The organism is Candidatus Villigracilis vicinus (assembly GCF_016702885.1).
GTDB lineage: Bacteria > Chloroflexota > Anaerolineae > Anaerolineales > Villigracilaceae > Villigracilis > Villigracilis vicinus.
Window position 1 is genome coordinate 322,679 of sequence record NZ_JADJDD010000001.1, and the last position, 14,691, is coordinate 337,369.

Consider the following 14,691-nt stretch of genomic DNA (forward strand, 5'->3'; position numbering starts at 1 on the left):
TCGAGGCGGATTATACCTTTCGCATTTCGGTGGAGATATTACAGAAATGTTATTAGAACTGGACGCAAAAATAGTCCATAACCTGACCATAAATTGATGTTTGTGCGCGGTAAGAACTTGAGGAGGTCTCTTTTATAAGGTTTCTTGTTGAAAACTTATATATGCAACCAAACCGATTACAGTAAGTGCGATTCCTACAAGACCCACCCAGCCAGGGAAAACACCATTAAGGAAGATGATCTCACCCAGGAGCGAAAAAACCACTTCAAGGGATTGGGTCGAATCAACAGCGGAGACTTCGTATGGTTTGTGCGCCAAATGGCGGGCATTCAAAAATAGCGTGGTGGCGATTACGCCTGATAATAAAGCGACCAACGCTGTGCTGACGAGTTGTCCGCTGCCTGGCGGGGGCGGTGAGGTGAAAAGCAGCAACCCAGCCCAAAAGGGAAGGGAGCCGAGAGTCAACAATAAGACGCGCGCAAAAGCATTTTCCAATATCGGGTGTTGAATATGCGGCAGGCGTGGATGTTTTCCTTTGCGCGATTCCCAGACCAGTTGATTGCCAATCGGGTAAGCAAATGCTGCACCAAGGACGGGCAATGCACTCAACAGCACTTCGTGCAGGCTGGTCATTGAGGCGTGTTCCACGTTCACTAAAACAATACCCGTAAAGATAATGCCCGTGAAGATCAACCCCTTGCGTGGAACACTGTGCCCGAAGAATAAAAGGACGATCGGCGTAGCCAGGATGGTGGTTTGCCAGGTGGTGGCAACGACCCATCCTGCGGCATATTGTGAACTAAAAGTGATGAGCGAATAAAAGACCCCAAAGCCAATACTACCGGCAACGACCCAGAAAAGCCAATGCTTGAGGAATACATCCTTCACATCCGCGAGCGCTTTTTCACCTTGGGTGGCAAGCAGGATCAGGATGAGCATGACCAGCATAAAACCAAAACGCAGTGAGGCTGTCCATGCCCAATGCCCGCCTTGCAGGCTCAAGGCGCGGTTAATGACGAAGGTGCTGCTGAAGAATAAGGCAGCCAGGCTGCCAAGAGAGATGAGACGAGGCATTTTATCAGATCGGATTGGCAGCCGAGAACTGCGACGCGGCGAACTTGCGCCCTTCCCGGTGGAGCATGGCACGATCTACTTCGTCATTCAAGATCATGTCTGCCATTTGCTCGCCGTAGCGGTGAATATTTCCAATGGCGCTTGCATCGTCCAGCGCAATGTTTTCTTCCAGGTCCACCTGGTACCGTCTGAAATCGAGGTCGGGGAAGAAGGTATCTACCAGCCGAACTTGCTGGTCATCGGCTGAATAAGAAAAGCCGTCCAAAATATGCGGGATCCATCCCAGCGCGCTGAACTTATCCGCTTCTCCCGGTCGCACAGAGGGAAGTGTGCGTCCCGCCCCCAGACTGATCAAGGTCACTTCACCTGGGTCCCAGTTGAGGACGTATTGAGTTTCGTAAGCCGCAAGGTAACACGGATTATTGTATGAGCCCACGCCGCCATCGATATACTGACCGTCCACCACGGGGAAATAAGTAGGCGCAGCGGCAGAGGCAAGCACGGCTTTGTAAAAAGGCCAGTTGGCGTATTGCGGCTTATCGGTTTTCAAGAATCGCGTTTTGTTATGGATCACATCGAACGTGGTTGTGACCATTTTTCGGGTTGGATGCTTTTGCTTGAATTCTTCGAAGGTCATATCGGCAAGGATATTTTTCAATTGCTGAGTGAATGCCTGGTTGCTGTATTGATGGTTTACAAAGAACTTGAACGGCATGGCATTCTTCCATCTTTTTTTGAAAACCTCTTCGCAAAAATTTGGAAATAAACCATCGAGTTCTGTAGCAGAGAGGTCCACGGCCAGTGCTGCGGCAATGATCGCACCAGCCGATGTGCCGACCGTCAAATTTACAATATCCGGCAGGCGGATGTTCAATTTTTCTTCAACCCGGCGCAAGGCACGGGTTGCGATACCGCCGCGTACCCCGCCGCCATCTATTGCAAGGACAAGATGTTTACGAAATGGTTTCATGGTTTTATTGCCCTGGTGATGTTCGGTTAAACATTGAAACTCGTCTTTTCTTTGACGGTCTTGGGCAAACTGGGCAGGTGACTGCGTTCCACTAGGAAGGTCGAAACCTCAGTTAACTCTTTGAAGATGTAATGCTGCCTCAACGCGCCTTCGAGATAACCGGCTCCGCTCGTACCGCCTGTGCCAGAACGCATGCCGATCATGCGGCGTGCCATCAGCATATGCTTGTAGCGGAATTGTGAGAGCATCTCGTCAATATCGATCAGGGTGGAGAGCAGATCGAATGGCTGTTGGAAGATGGGCAGATTACGGTACATCATGATGAACAGAACCGCGCGCATCGCGCCTACTGAAAACTCGCCCAAGCCTTCCTTGTAAAAAATGCGTTCCAGTTCATCGAACTGACGCAGTTCCACTGAGCCGGACAGACTGTTTTTATAGATCTGTTTGTAATCGCTCCAAAACTTTTGCTCTCCTTCCTCCAGCGGATACTGGGATTGGAAGTCGCGCCACAAGGCTTCATCGAAGAAGGGAGTTCGCTCTGCCCACTTCATGACCAGCCCTTTGAGCGTCGCCTCGGACTCTACGCTGCTGATCGCGTCGTAGTCCCGTTGATTGAATCCACCCGGACGGGTGTTCTTGTAATAGTTTGACTTGTAGCGTTGATCCATCTTCAGCCCCAGTTTGGCTTCGATGATGCGGAATTGCAAACTCTGGAACCCGGAAGACGGTACGAGCAGGTCGCGGAATTCGAGAAAATCCATCGGTGTCATAGATTCGAGGATATCCACCTGGCGATTGACCACTTCGAATATCTTCACCACCCGTTTTAACTTCTGGACGGCAATACTCATTTCTCCGGCGTTGTCTAATACGTTATCCGTGTCAAAGATACGGCGGACTTGATCGAGTTCGTGGATGACCATCTTGAACCAAAGCTCATAGGCTTGGTGGATGATGATGAAAAGCATTTCGTCAGTCTGCTCGTTGCTTTTGGGATGCTGGCTGCCAAGGATCTTATCGAGTTCGAGATAATCGGTGTAATACAAAAGTTCTTCGCTCATATGGGAACCTCTCTTTGGTTGGGTTTGAATTCTTTGTAGTCAAGAAATATGTTTTTAGCGCTTGCTAAAATATGCGTGGACAATATCCGAGTAATTTACATTGGTGTGTTCATTCAGTATACGAAAGAAATCATCGCTTGTGGCAATCCCATTCTTTTCTTGAGAATAGTAATCCTGCAGGAAGGCGAAGAAGGCTTCGTCTCCGATGCGTTCTCGCAGGTCTTTTAGGAAATGTGCACCGTTGAAGTAGACAATGGCTTTGTAGGTGTCTGCGTTTTGACCTTCGTAAATGGGAATGTCAATCTTGCCTTGTGGATCGAAAAAGTCGATACGATAAGACCACCACCAGGGAATCAGGTCAGGATAAACGGACTCGTAATAAAGCAACTCTGAATAAGTTGTCAGTGCTTCGTCTAACCATGCCTCTTCAGCTTGGTCATTCGCTACTTGCTCAAACCACCATTGATGCCCCGTTTCGTGAACCGCGACCATGGTTAGGTAATTTTGAACCGTACCATCGTACAGGTCATAAAAGCTGCGGCTATGGAAATATAACCCGGAAAATTCCATACTGTCTTTGAAATCAGCAATGACGATCGAGAGGGTGTTGTGTGGATATTTGCCAAAGCGTTGGGAAAATACCTGCAATGCCTGCGCACTTGCACTCATGGCGGCTTCGCCTGCATTTTTATAGATCGGCAGATAGTAACTGTAGACTGTGACATTGTCCACTTGAGTTTGCGAGACCTGGAATTCGCGGCTGGCAGAGATGGCAAAAGCACGCCCATTCGTCAAGGTGTACGAGGTAGAGTCGCCTTTCTGTTCGGCAGATCCGCTGGCGGCAACGATGGGTTGGTTTTCGGGAGTCGTGAATTTCAAATTAACATCAAAGTCCGCGATGGGATACACCAGATATTCACCATGCGACCACGGCTCGCGGATGACCCATTCGCCATCTTTGAAAGGTACGATGAAAGGATACCAATTGACCAGGTTCATTTGAATGTCGCTGTAGCCGAAGATTCTAGCTCGTTGGCTATGGACCTGATCCATGTAGGGGAGAGAGAGGCTGTAGCGTAGAGTCACTGTCGAAACCGAATCAGGCGCGAGCGGAGTCGGAAGCGGGAGGTCGAGTCGGTGCTGGTTTAATGCATAGCCCGTCACGGGAATTCCATCGACTGTAACTTCATTTAGATGAAAACAATCCACCCAGAGGTTGGCAGCGATGGCGAGGGTAAGAGCGGGCAGTTCCTGCCCGGTGTGATTTGGGTATTGAATGCGCTCGGTCACACTGACACGATGAAGGTCGTAATCGATCACGGTGTCGAGAAGGTAACTGGTGTGGTCTGGAATCCTTGGTGTTTCTGCGGCCGGAGCTTGTGTGGGCGTTGCTGTGGCTTGCTCTGTAGGTTTGGGCGCGAACGTTGCTGTGGGTTGTGCCGCCGTGGGCAGAGAACAGGCAAAGACAAAGAGAATAAGCAGAGGGAAGGATGAGCGCAGTTTCATAATGTTGCGCCGAATTATAGCCCCTTGATATAGTGGGATTTGATCACAGCGCGGCATCTGCTACATAGTTGAGCGCGTTTTATTTCTGAAGAAGGTTGGCAAAATTGTCGGCTAGTCCGATTGAGAAAAATAAACTGAAAATAAGGAGCGGACCCGCTATTCCGATCACGGCCGCGGCAAACAGGTTGAAATAGAGTTTCTGTTTCGGTGTTTTCGATCTGGCAGTTTCCATCTTTCCGTAAATGAACCCGATGGCGAGACTGGTCAGCGCGCCGAACAAAATCTGCGGGATGATGCAAATGGGGAGGATCCACGCAAACCCCAGGGCGACCGAAGAAAAGGATGTGCTGGGCGAAATGCCGATGCCTGTCAGCAAAAGATTGAGCAGACCGAGAAAGATGAAACCGATCAAACTCGCCAATGGGTTAATGATGGCTCCGGTTACTGCATAGATCAGATAGTGATGCGGAGGCAGGTTGTTCGGGTTTTGTTGATTGTCGAAGTGGTCACCCATAAAAAACTCTCTTATAAAATCGTTTCTTATCGACACAGATTTCTTATTATAACTTGTGCAGGCTAGTCCATTTCAATATGTGAAAATTGGAAGCGTCCATCATCCAAAATGCAAAGTGATCGTCCGTCGGACTCCCTCCTCGTGCATGGACCTGCTGCACAGTGCAGCGAAGGCAGCAGTGTTGGTTTCGGCGTTCGACACTTTCTGAAAATAAAAACTCGCCATGATGAATGCAAATTCATCATGGCGAGTTTTTGATTAAATTTACAATGGCTCAAACCGCGCCGTGAAGTGACGCAGCAATTCTGGGGCGTAGGTGAACCTGTACCCTTTTACTTTGTTGGCACGCGACTTGATGGCAACAAGACAATCTGCCACATAGTCAAGATGACTTTGTGTATACGTCCGGCGCGGAATGGCGAGGCGAAGAAGTTCGAGCGCAGGGTAATGCCATTTGTTATCTTCCGGGTCGAGGCAGGCGAACATTACCGAGCCGATCTCCACGCCGCGAATGCCGCCCTCGCGATAGAGTTCAACGGCAAGGGCTTGTGCGGGGAATTCGTAATTGGGGATATGCGGAAAGATCGCTCCGGCATTGACGTATACGCCGTGACCACCGGTCGGCTGAAGGGTGGGAATCCCGGCTTCGTTCAGGCGTGAGGCGAGGTATGCCGTTTGCCCAAGACGATAGCGCAGGTATTCCTCGTCCAAGCCTTCATAGAGTCCAACCGCCATGGCATCCAGATCGCGTCCGGCGAGCCCGCCATAAGTTGGGAAGCCCTCGCGCAGGATCAACTCGTTCTTCACGTTTTGGAAGAGCGTGTCGTCGTTCATGCAGATCAACCCGCCGATGTTAACGATGGCGTCTTTTTTGGCAGACATGGTCATGCCGTCTGCAAGTGCATACATTTCATGCGCGATCTCTTTGACTGATCTATTTTCATAACCGGGTTCACGCTGTTTGATGAAATAAGCATTCTCAGCATACCGCGCCGAGTCGATGAAGAATGGGATGCCGTTCTCGCGGTAGACCTGCGCCACTGCTTTGAGGTTTTCCATCGAAACGGGCTGACCGCCTCCGGCATTGTTCGTGACGGTGATCATACCCAGTGGAATTTGCTCACGCCCATACTTTGCGATGAAGGCTTTGAGCTTATTGATATCCATGTTCCCTTTGAAGGGATGACGGTTTTCGGGGTCGTGTGCTTCGTCGATGACGAGGTTGGCGGGGCGACCCTGCCGGGCGCGGATGTTGGCATCGGTGGTGTCGAAGTGCATGTTGCTCGGCACCCATTGACCCGGTTTCACCAGGCATGCGGCGAGGATATTCTCGGCGGCGCGTCCCTGATGGGTGGGGGCGAAATGCTTGAAACCGAAGACATCTTCCACGGCAGCTTTGAGACGCTGAAACGAACGCGCGCCCGCGTAAGACTCATCGCCGCGCATGATGGCTGCCCATTGCTCGGAGCTCATCGCACCGGTGCCTGAGTCGGTCAGCAGGTCAACGAACATGTCTTCGGCTTTCATCAGGAAGAGGTTATAGCCTGCTTCCTTCAGTGCCGCTTCCCGCGCTTCAGGCGGGATGAGATGAATGGCTTCGGTTACTTTAATACGAAACGGTTCGGGTGGATAGATGGGGGTCATTTGGTCTCCTAGAAATTTGAGTTTGCGTCAAATTTTGGGTAGCGAGCCTGGCGTGTGTTCCCCTGGTAGCCATTCGGTCTCCAATGACATGGTAATTTTATAACTAATCTCTTTTTTTGTTCTGTAACAAATGTCATGAATTTTGTTTTGCAATTCGTTTAGTCAAGTTGTTGTGACAAAAAATACAAACCGTAACTTTTTCAGTCCGGTGGGGCTGTTAACATTGTCTTCACACAAGCATAACGACGGGTATAATCGAGCCCAATCACGACCGCACGGCATTTGCAAGCTCATTCCATTTCATAGGATTTGCATGTGACCACCATCTTTTTTGCTACGGATATTCACGGTTCTGATATTTGCTGGAGCAAGTTTCTAAATGCGGGGAAATTTTACGGCGCGGATCAACTGATCCTCGGTGGTGATATGACGGGCAAGGCAGTGGTCCCGTTCATTCACCAGGGCGGCTTGAATTATCGCGTCACCTTACTCGAACAGGTTTTTGAAATTACCAACGAAGACGAAATGACGGACATGAAAAAGAAGGTCCGCAGTCGTGGCTATTATCCCTATCTCACCAACCCTGATGAAATTCAAGACCTCGAAAAAGACCCGGCTCTCGTGAGCAAGATCTTTTTGCAGGAAGTCTTGAAAGTCGTCCAGCAGTGGATGGAACTCGCCGAGAAAAAACTCGCCGGAACCGGCATGAAGATTTATTGCTGCCCTGGCAACGATGATATGGATGAGGTCGATGACATCATCCGTGAAAGCCGCGTAGTGGAGTTGGCAGAGGGCAACGTCACCATGCTGGCAAGTGGACATGAAATGATCGCGTCCGGCTGGAGCAACATCACACCCTGGGCGACGCACCGTGAAGAGGGTGAGGATCAGCTCGCAATTAGGTATGAAGCGATGATCTCTCAGTTGAAGAATCCCGCGACTTCCATTTTCAACATCCATGTGCCGCCGCATAAGTCCGGCTTGGATGAAGCGCCAGAGTTGGATAAAGACTTGCGCCCAGTCTTGGCGGGTAATTCGATGATTCCCGTCGGCTCGACAGCGTTGCGTAAAGCGATCGAAAAGACCCAGCCGCTGCTGAGCTTGCATGGGCACATCCACGAAGGACGCGGGTCAACGCGCATTGGAAAAACACTTGTGATCAATCCCGGTTCCATGTATGAGCAGGGGACACTGCTTGGAGCCATTATCAAGCTTGGAAAGAATAAGGTCGAGAATTACGTTTTGACAACCGGTTAATTCACGCGTTTGCGTGTAAAGACAACATCATACAGAGGAGAGTTGTTATGAGTGACTTGTTTGTCCGTAAGGCGACTGGCATGGTACGTTCATGGTCAGTCTTCGACGCGTTCGTCTACGCGTTCTTTTCCATCAATCTGGTAACCCTGGGTCTTTATATTTTCAGCCAGATGTATTTCTTTGAAGGCGGCATGATCAACGCGTTGTTGGTGAGCGCCTTCTTCCTCGTCTTTGAGATCATCGTGTATGCCTCACTCATTTCGGTGATGCCCCGTGCTGGTGGCGATTATGTGTGGATGACACGCATCTTCGGCGGAGCGGTGGGCTTCATCCTTGCCATGACGGGCTGGTGGTTCACCTTGTGGCTGTGGGTTCCGTTGTATGGCGATATGCTTCGTCATATTGTGATCACACCCATCTTGGGTTTGCTGGGCGCAACCAGCACCGCCTTGTGGTTCGGGCAGACGGAGATCGGTCTGTTCGTGACCACGCTCATCACCGTTGGTCTCGCCACACTGACGGTCATCCTCGGCATGAAGACCTATGCTCGCATTCAGAAGTTCTCCTTCTATGCTGGTATGCTTGGCTTCTTGATCGTGTTGGTCTTGCTCCTCACTGGCTCGCCCGAAGCCTTCAAAGCTGGGTTGGAAAAATATGCCGTGAGCGTGTTCGGCGCGCAACCGGGCGTGTATGATGCCACGGTTCAAGCCGGTACCGATGCAGGTGCGATCACCCCCATGTGGGGCGGCTCGCTTAATTCGATCCTTTTGCTTCTGCCTTACCTCGTGTTCTTCAACTTGTTCCCCAACTGGGGCGCAACCCTTTATGGTGAAGTGCGCGGCGCAACCGATTACAAACGCAACTTTGCGGGCATGGCGTGGGGCTTGGGCGTCACAACCGTGTTAGGCATTGTGTTCTTCCTTGCAGTGAACAAGACCATTGGCTGGGACTTTTACATGCAAGCCAATGCCGCCTGGTGGAATTCCGTCTGGTTTGGTGCTGAGTCACCGTTGCCGTTCTGGCCCTACCCGGCACTCTTCGCTGCCTTCCTCACCAATAACACGTTTGTTCAATTGATCATCATTGTGTTGATGAGCTTCTGGTGGTTTGGCTGGGTGGGTACAGTGTTCTTGTCCTCTACGCGTGTGATCTTCGCCGCAGCCTTCGACCGCCTGCTCCCTGAAAAAGCCGCTGAGTTGAATAACAACGGCACACCAGTCAATGCGATCTTGCTCATGGCAATTCCGGCGGTGATCGTTTCGTATTTATTTGCGTTCAATGAAGCGGGCTTCCGCTCACTGACATTGTTCGGTACGCTCGTGATTGCGGTGATGTACCTCGGCACCTCGATTGCGGCAATGATCCTGCCGTACACCAAGAAAGACTTGTTCGAGGCTTCGCCCATTGCCAAGATAAAAGTGGCGGGTATTCCATTGATTACCGTTGCAGGCGCAATTTTCAGCGGCTTCGCACTCTACTTGCTGTATCAGTGGATCCTCGACCCGAACGCGCTCTATGGCATTGGATACAGCATCAACCCGAACGGTTTAAAGAATCAAACTTCCATGATCTTGATGTTCGTCTTCTATGTAGGCGCGGCTGGTGTGTACTATTACTTCAAAGCCCGTCGCAAGAGCGAAGGCATCGACATGGATAAGGTTCAGTCTGAAATTCCAGTCGAGTAGTTGAATTAAATAAAAGACCTGACAGGCTCTAGAGCCTGTCAGGTCTCTTTAATTTTCAGGAGCTCGTATGTCCATTATCGAAGAAATTGCCGCCAAAGTGGAGGATTGGAAAGGGAAAGATATTTCCATTCACCAGCTTTCAGGCGGGCTCACCAACACCAATTACAAAGTCACTGTTGATGGCAAACCCTATTTCGTCCGCGTGCCTGGTGAAAGTACCGATCTGCTCGCCATCGACCGCAACAACGAATATCACAACACCCAGGCGGCCGCCAATGCAGGTGTCGCGCCCAAGGTGCTGAATTATTTCCCGCAGCACAACGTGATGATCCTGGAATTCTTGGATGGCAAAACCATGTCGAAAGATTCCCTCAACGAGCCTGAGATGCCCTCCCGCATGGCGCACGCCATAAAACGACTCCACGCTGGCGAACGCTTCCTCACCGACTTCAACATGTTCCGCCTCACAGAGTATTACCTACGCTTGTGCAGTGAGCGCGGCTTCAAAATCCCCGCAGACTACCCCGAGCGGATGCCCACCGTGAACGAGATCGAAAAAGCTATGTCGGTCAAGCCGCTCGCAACCGTCCCATGCAATAACGACTTGCTCGCCGAAAACTACATCGACGATGGCAAACAACTCTGGCTGATCGATTATGAATACAGCGGCAACAACGACCCAACTTTTGAGCTGGGCAATACTTGTCAGGAAATGCAATTCAATGATGAGCAGATCAAAGAAGTCTGCGCTGCCTATTTTGGTGAAGCCACTCCGCAACTGATCGCGCGTATGAAACTCAATATGATCATGTCTGACGTGGGGTGGGGCTTATGGGCGGCTATTCAAGCCAGTATCTCCACTATCGAATTTGACTTCTGGGGCTGGGCGCTCGAACGCTGGGGCAGGGCAGTAGAGAAAATGGACTCGGCTGAGTTTTCCATCTGGATGAAGGATGTAACGCAATAAGCAACAAAAGTAAAATGGGAAGCAGGAAACCTCTTTGATGGAATCACAACTCGACCTCGTGCAGGAAATGTACCGCCTCGTGGAAGCCGCGAACGCAAAAAAGATCCAACTCCGTGCCATTGGCGGGTTGGCAGTGGAAACACATAACAAGACCAAGCATCCGCTCTTCAAACGCGAATTCGCCGACCTGGATTTTTGCGTCCCGCTCAAACAACGCCGCGAATTCGAAGCCTTCATGCCCGAAGTCGGCTATGTTCCGCATAAACAATTCAATGTCCTGAATGGCGACCAACGCCAGATCTATTATCACAACCCATCTGAGATGAAAGTAGATATTTTCGTTGGTCACTTTGAGATGTGCCACAGAATCCCGCTCGAAGAACGTCTTAATGCTGATCCGATTACCATTCCCTTGGCTGAGCTGTTCCTTTCCAAGGTACAGATCATCGAACTTAATCGAAAAGATGCTTTCGACCTCACGTCCATTCTGTTGAATAACAAAACTGGCGAAGGCGATAACGAAACTATCAACCTCAAGATATTGGCACAGTTAGGCAGTGCAGATTGGGGTTTGTACAAGACCACGTCACTCAATCTCGATAAGATCGAAGCGATGTTGCAGAAGAACGAAATTCCGCTTAATGACGAAGAGAAGGCGCTAGTTATAGGGCGCATCAACGATATTCGACGTACATTTGCCGAGATGCCCAAACCGATGGCATGGCAACTGCGTGATCGCGTTGGGACGCGTGTCAAGTGGTATATTGAAGTAGAAGAGGTGCAGCGATGAAAAATATCCGTCTGGTATTCGCTTTGCTTATTTTGGTTATTTCTCTTTTTCTTCTATTTTGGGGTTTTTTGCCAAATCCGCGCGAAACCCGTATTCAGACCATATCGCCGACTGAAATGCGGCTACCGACTCCTTCTTCATTTCAATTTTCACTGACTTCTGTTGTATGAGAACGCCTCTTTTTACTCTCCGTAATCTTATACTCATTGGTCTTGTTGCTATTGCCTTCGTTATCCTTTCTGCATGCGGAAGTGCCCCAGCAATGACAGCTGAACCGGCAGCTTCCACAGAAGAATCTCCAGATTCTCCCACTGCTAATCCGCCTGCCACCCCAACTTCTGAGTTTATTATTCCTGTGACTGGTGGAGGAGATGAAACTGCTCCGGTTCTGCTTGAAACCCGTCGCCTGACTTTGGAATATCCAACTCAGATCAAGGTGGGTTCCGGTAGTGATGTAATCCGCCTCGCGCTTGAAGTAGACGATCTGGGAAGCATCACGCCAACCGCTCTGGTTGACGGGAATGTCATTGAAGGGGAAGTCATTCAGATTCCCAACTTGTACGAGACTCACAATGTCACAGCAGAAGCTTTTTATGAGGTAGCTGGGTTGGAAGTTGAACCCTCGGGGGCTACATTCAGACCCCTCAAGCCGGGAGAACGGGTTACCTTCACCTGGAGTGTCCGCGCTCAGGATGTTGGCACCTATGGAGGCACGATCTGGTTATTCCTAAATTTTGAGAATCGCTCCACTGGTGAAAAAGAACGAAAAGAGATTGCCGCTCAGATCTTCGATATAAAAGTTGTTGACTTTTTCGGGTTTTCAACCAATTTTGTAAAGTCTTCCGGTGTAGTCGGCTCTGTATTGGGCGTGATCGTGGGTTTCCCATTCTTCAAGGATATTGTCAAATCCCTATTTGAACGATTGTCGAAGAGCAAACGGAAAGCAAGTAAGGCAAAAAAGAAAACGTGACAAATATCACCCAAAAAATTGACAACCATTAACGGGGGGCTAAATTGTTCTTTATGGTACAATGCGCGAGTTGTAACACATTTCCCAATGGAGCTAAATAAATGAATGAGTGGTTGTATGTCGCCTTATTTATCATTGTGGGTTTGATCATCCCAATTGGCGCGATCGCCGCTGGCTTTATTTTTGGTCCCAAGAAGCCGAATCCCATTAAAGAGTCAACCTATGAATGCGGTATTGAGCCTGTAGGTGAAGCGTGGATTCAATTCAAGGCGCAGTACTATATCTTTGCCCTGGTCTTTCTGGTATTCGATGTTGAAGCGGTATTCCTTTTCCCGTGGGCTGTAAAACTTGGTCAGCTTGGCTTGTATGCCGTGATCGAGGGCATTGTCTTTGTTGCCATTCTAGTCGTTGGGCTGGTTTATACATGGCGCAAGGGAATGTTGGAATGGGCGTAAATCTGAAATAAATTCATTGAGAAGGCTGACGGGAGATATCCTTTCAGCCTTCTCTTTGTGTAATAGGAGTGATTTATGAGTTTTTGGAATGACCCCTTAAAAGTCGCTGCAGACTGGTTGGAGGGTGTCTTCATGGGTTGGGGTATGAACGCTGTACTCTCCCATGTACTTGTCGCCTTTCTCGGTGTGCTCCTGCTCATCACAGTGTTGATGGTGCTGGATATCTTTTTGGTTTGGATCGAGCGCAAAGTCGTAGCGCGCTTCCAGGACCGTTTGGGCCCCAACCGTTTGGGTCCGTACGGATTGATCCAACCTTTCGCTGACATTATCAAACTCATTATCAAAGAGGATACAACGCCTGGCGGGGCGGATAAGGTGGTCTATAACCTCGCCCCGATCCTTTCGATGATGTCTGTGTTGATTCTGTGGGCGGTGGTTCCGCTTGCACCTGTGATGTTGGGTGTGGATTTGAACGTTGGCGCGCTGTTCCTTATTGCTGCGGGCGCCATCGGAACTCTTTCCATCATCATGGCGGGCTGGTCATCGAACAACAAGTTCGCGATGATCGGCGGTTTCCGTCAGGTAGCGGTGATGGTTTCCTTCGAAGTTCCCATGCTGACCATGCTGCTCATCCCCACCATTTTTTCCGGGTCGATGAATATGAACGCGATCATTGGGGCGCAGGATGTCTGGTTTGTCTGGATTTCGCCGCTTGGCGCGTTGATCTTCCTCATCGCCGCCATTGCCGAACTGGGGCGCGCTCCCTTCGATCTTGCTGAAGGCGAGTCTGAGTTGGTGTCCGGCTTCAATATTGAATATTCCGGCATGAAGTTCGGTATGTTCTATGCGGGCGAACTCCTGCACGCTTTTACCTTTGGCGGTTTTTGGTCGATCCTGTTCTTTGGCGGCTACCGCTTCTTCGGTCTCGAGCAGGTCAGCCCATTCCTGGCGATCCTGATCATGATCTTCAAAGCGATGCTTGGGTATTGGGTCATCATGTGGGTCAAATACACCATGATGCGCATCCGTATCGATCAGATGCTTTCATTTAACTGGAAATTTCTCACGCCGTTGTCCTTTGCCCTTTTGCTGGTGACCGCATTGATGAATGCGCTTCTCGCCTCCGCTCCGACCTGGCTCTACGTCCTGGGCATGTTCCTGGCAAATGTAGTGACCGGTTGGATCGCGCTGGAGATCGCGCGTTCGGCAACCCGAAATGAACGTGAACGGCTGGAGGGTCCCAAAAAGGTTGCGAAAGTTTCGCACTAATCGGGAGAATGTGACATGACTGGTGCTCAAATAATTTTTCTCGTGGTTGCACTTTATACCCTTGGCTCTGCGCTAATGGTGGTGACGACCCGCAATCTTGTTCACGCGGCTTTGTGGCTGGTTTCCACATTGTTCGGCGTGGCAGTGGTTTATGCACTTTTGAATGCGAGTTTTATCGCTGTAGTGCAGGTAGTGGTTTACATCGGGGCCATTGCCATCCTCTTCATCTTTGCCGTAATGCTCACCCGCAAGGATATGCGTGATTCTGGGCAGCAGATGAACAAGAGTTGGTGGGCTGGCGCGCTGGTGGCTGTGCTTGCGTTTACCGGGTTGGTGTTCCTGCTTTCAGGTTGGAGCGGCTTCACGAAGACAGCGGCAGAGCTTCCGGCGGGGTTCGATGCGGTCGGTTTGTTGGGCGAGGCGTTGGTTTCGCCTGAGGCGTATGTGTTGCCGTTCGAAGTGGCGTCTGTGCTTTTATTGGCGGCATTGGTGGGCGCGGTGTATGTCGCGTTCAATAAAAAATAGG

Annotated in this window: 14 protein-coding genes; 8 read left to right on the plus strand and 6 right to left on the minus strand. The window is 50.2% G+C overall.

The features are described 5' to 3' along the window. Positions 1–132: 132 nt before the first annotated feature. The 6 genes from IPG80_RS01630 to IPG80_RS01655 all read right to left on the minus strand — a co-directional run bounded on the left by IPG80_RS01630 (position 133) and on the right by IPG80_RS01655 (position 6,772). Positions 133–1,074, minus strand: a complete 942-nt coding sequence (locus IPG80_RS01630) for a multidrug resistance efflux transporter family protein (RefSeq protein WP_345101950.1) — start codon at positions 1,072–1,074, stop codon at positions 133–135. Between the two features lie 4 nt (positions 1,075–1,078). Continuing rightward, positions 1,079–2,044: a patatin-like phospholipase family protein gene (locus IPG80_RS01635; protein WP_345101952.1), complete on the minus strand. Its 966-nt coding sequence runs from the start codon at positions 2,042–2,044 to the stop codon at positions 1,079–1,081. Positions 2,045–2,070: 26 nt separating this feature from the next. Continuing rightward, a complete protein-coding gene (locus IPG80_RS01640) occupies positions 2,071–3,108 on the minus strand; it encodes a tryptophan 2,3-dioxygenase family protein (protein WP_345101954.1) in 1,038 nt (345 codons plus the stop codon). A 54-nt stretch (positions 3,109–3,162) separates the two neighbouring features. Further along, on the minus strand, positions 3,163–4,614 hold the full coding sequence (locus tag IPG80_RS01645; RefSeq protein WP_345101956.1) for a M1 family metallopeptidase: 1,452 nt from the start codon (positions 4,612–4,614) through the stop codon (positions 3,163–3,165). A gap of 79 nt (positions 4,615–4,693) precedes the next feature. After that, entirely contained in the window at positions 4,694–5,128 is a 435-nt protein-coding gene (locus IPG80_RS01650) for a hypothetical protein (RefSeq protein ID WP_345101958.1), read from the minus strand. A 264-nt stretch (positions 5,129–5,392) separates the two neighbouring features. Beyond that, positions 5,393–6,772 (minus strand): tryptophanase, encoded by a 1,380-nt coding sequence (locus tag IPG80_RS01655; RefSeq protein WP_345101960.1) that lies wholly within the window; start codon positions 6,770–6,772, stop codon positions 5,393–5,395. Between the two features lie 315 nt (positions 6,773–7,087). Here IPG80_RS01655 and IPG80_RS01660 point away from each other — a divergent pair, with 315 nt between their 5' ends. From IPG80_RS01660 to IPG80_RS01695, 8 genes are all read left to right on the plus strand, one after another. Beyond that, a complete protein-coding gene (locus tag IPG80_RS01660) occupies positions 7,088–8,029 on the plus strand; it encodes a metallophosphoesterase (protein ID WP_345101962.1) in 942 nt (313 codons plus the stop codon). 47 nt (positions 8,030–8,076) lie between these two features. Next, positions 8,077–9,714, plus strand: coding sequence for an APC family permease (locus tag IPG80_RS01665; RefSeq protein ID WP_345101964.1), 1,638 nt, complete (start codon positions 8,077–8,079; stop codon positions 9,712–9,714). A gap of 67 nt (positions 9,715–9,781) precedes the next feature. Continuing rightward, entirely contained in the window at positions 9,782–10,681 is a 900-nt protein-coding gene (locus IPG80_RS01670; RefSeq protein ID WP_345101966.1) for a choline/ethanolamine kinase family protein, read from the plus strand. Between the two features lie 37 nt (positions 10,682–10,718). Beyond that, a complete protein-coding gene (locus tag IPG80_RS01675) occupies positions 10,719–11,471 on the plus strand; it encodes a hypothetical protein (RefSeq protein ID WP_345101968.1) in 753 nt (250 codons plus the stop codon). A gap of 262 nt (positions 11,472–11,733) precedes the next feature. Next, a complete protein-coding gene (locus IPG80_RS01680; RefSeq protein ID WP_345101970.1) occupies positions 11,734–12,441 on the plus strand; it encodes a hypothetical protein in 708 nt (235 codons plus the stop codon). Between the two features lie 101 nt (positions 12,442–12,542). Then, on the plus strand, positions 12,543–12,896 hold the full coding sequence (gene ndhC / locus IPG80_RS01685; RefSeq protein WP_345101974.1) for an NADH-quinone oxidoreductase subunit A: 354 nt from the start codon (positions 12,543–12,545) through the stop codon (positions 12,894–12,896). 75 nt (positions 12,897–12,971) lie between these two features. Beyond that, positions 12,972–14,165: a complex I subunit 1 family protein gene (locus tag IPG80_RS01690; protein ID WP_345101976.1), complete on the plus strand. Its 1,194-nt coding sequence runs from the start codon at positions 12,972–12,974 to the stop codon at positions 14,163–14,165. 15 nt (positions 14,166–14,180) lie between these two features. Next, positions 14,181–14,690, plus strand: coding sequence for an NADH-quinone oxidoreductase subunit J (locus tag IPG80_RS01695; protein ID WP_345101978.1), 510 nt, complete (start codon positions 14,181–14,183; stop codon positions 14,688–14,690). Position 14,691: the final 1 nt, after the last annotated feature.

What these genes read in the sequence shown, in the direction of transcription:
- IPG80_RS01630 (WP_345101950.1), bottom strand. Translation starts at nt 1,074, where the DNA reads ATGCCTCGTCTCATCTCTCTTGGCAGCCTGGCTGCCTTATTCTTCAGC.
- IPG80_RS01635 (WP_345101952.1), bottom strand. Translation starts at nt 2,044, where the DNA reads ATGAAACCATTTCGTAAACATCTTGTCCTTGCAATAGATGGCGGCGGG.
- IPG80_RS01640 (WP_345101954.1), bottom strand. Translation starts at nt 3,108, where the DNA reads ATGAGCGAAGAACTTTTGTATTACACCGATTATCTCGAACTCGATAAG.
- IPG80_RS01645 (WP_345101956.1), bottom strand. Translation starts at nt 4,614, where the DNA reads ATGAAACTGCGCTCATCCTTCCCTCTGCTTATTCTCTTTGTCTTTGCC.
- IPG80_RS01650 (WP_345101958.1), bottom strand. Translation starts at nt 5,128, where the DNA reads ATGGGTGACCACTTCGACAATCAACAAAACCCGAACAACCTGCCTCCG.
- IPG80_RS01655 (WP_345101960.1), bottom strand. Translation starts at nt 6,772, where the DNA reads ATGACCCCCATCTATCCACCCGAACCGTTTCGTATTAAAGTAACCGAA.
- IPG80_RS01665 (WP_345101964.1), top strand. Translation starts at nt 8,077, where the DNA reads ATGAGTGACTTGTTTGTCCGTAAGGCGACTGGCATGGTACGTTCATGG.
- IPG80_RS01670 (WP_345101966.1), top strand. Translation starts at nt 9,782, where the DNA reads ATGTCCATTATCGAAGAAATTGCCGCCAAAGTGGAGGATTGGAAAGGG.
- IPG80_RS01675 (WP_345101968.1), top strand. Translation starts at nt 10,719, where the DNA reads ATGGAATCACAACTCGACCTCGTGCAGGAAATGTACCGCCTCGTGGAA.
- IPG80_RS01680 (WP_345101970.1), top strand. Translation starts at nt 11,734, where the DNA reads ATGACAGCTGAACCGGCAGCTTCCACAGAAGAATCTCCAGATTCTCCC.
- ndhC (WP_345101974.1), top strand. Translation starts at nt 12,543, where the DNA reads ATGAATGAGTGGTTGTATGTCGCCTTATTTATCATTGTGGGTTTGATC.
- IPG80_RS01690 (WP_345101976.1), top strand. Translation starts at nt 12,972, where the DNA reads ATGAGTTTTTGGAATGACCCCTTAAAAGTCGCTGCAGACTGGTTGGAG.
- IPG80_RS01695 (WP_345101978.1), top strand. Translation starts at nt 14,181, where the DNA reads ATGACTGGTGCTCAAATAATTTTTCTCGTGGTTGCACTTTATACCCTT.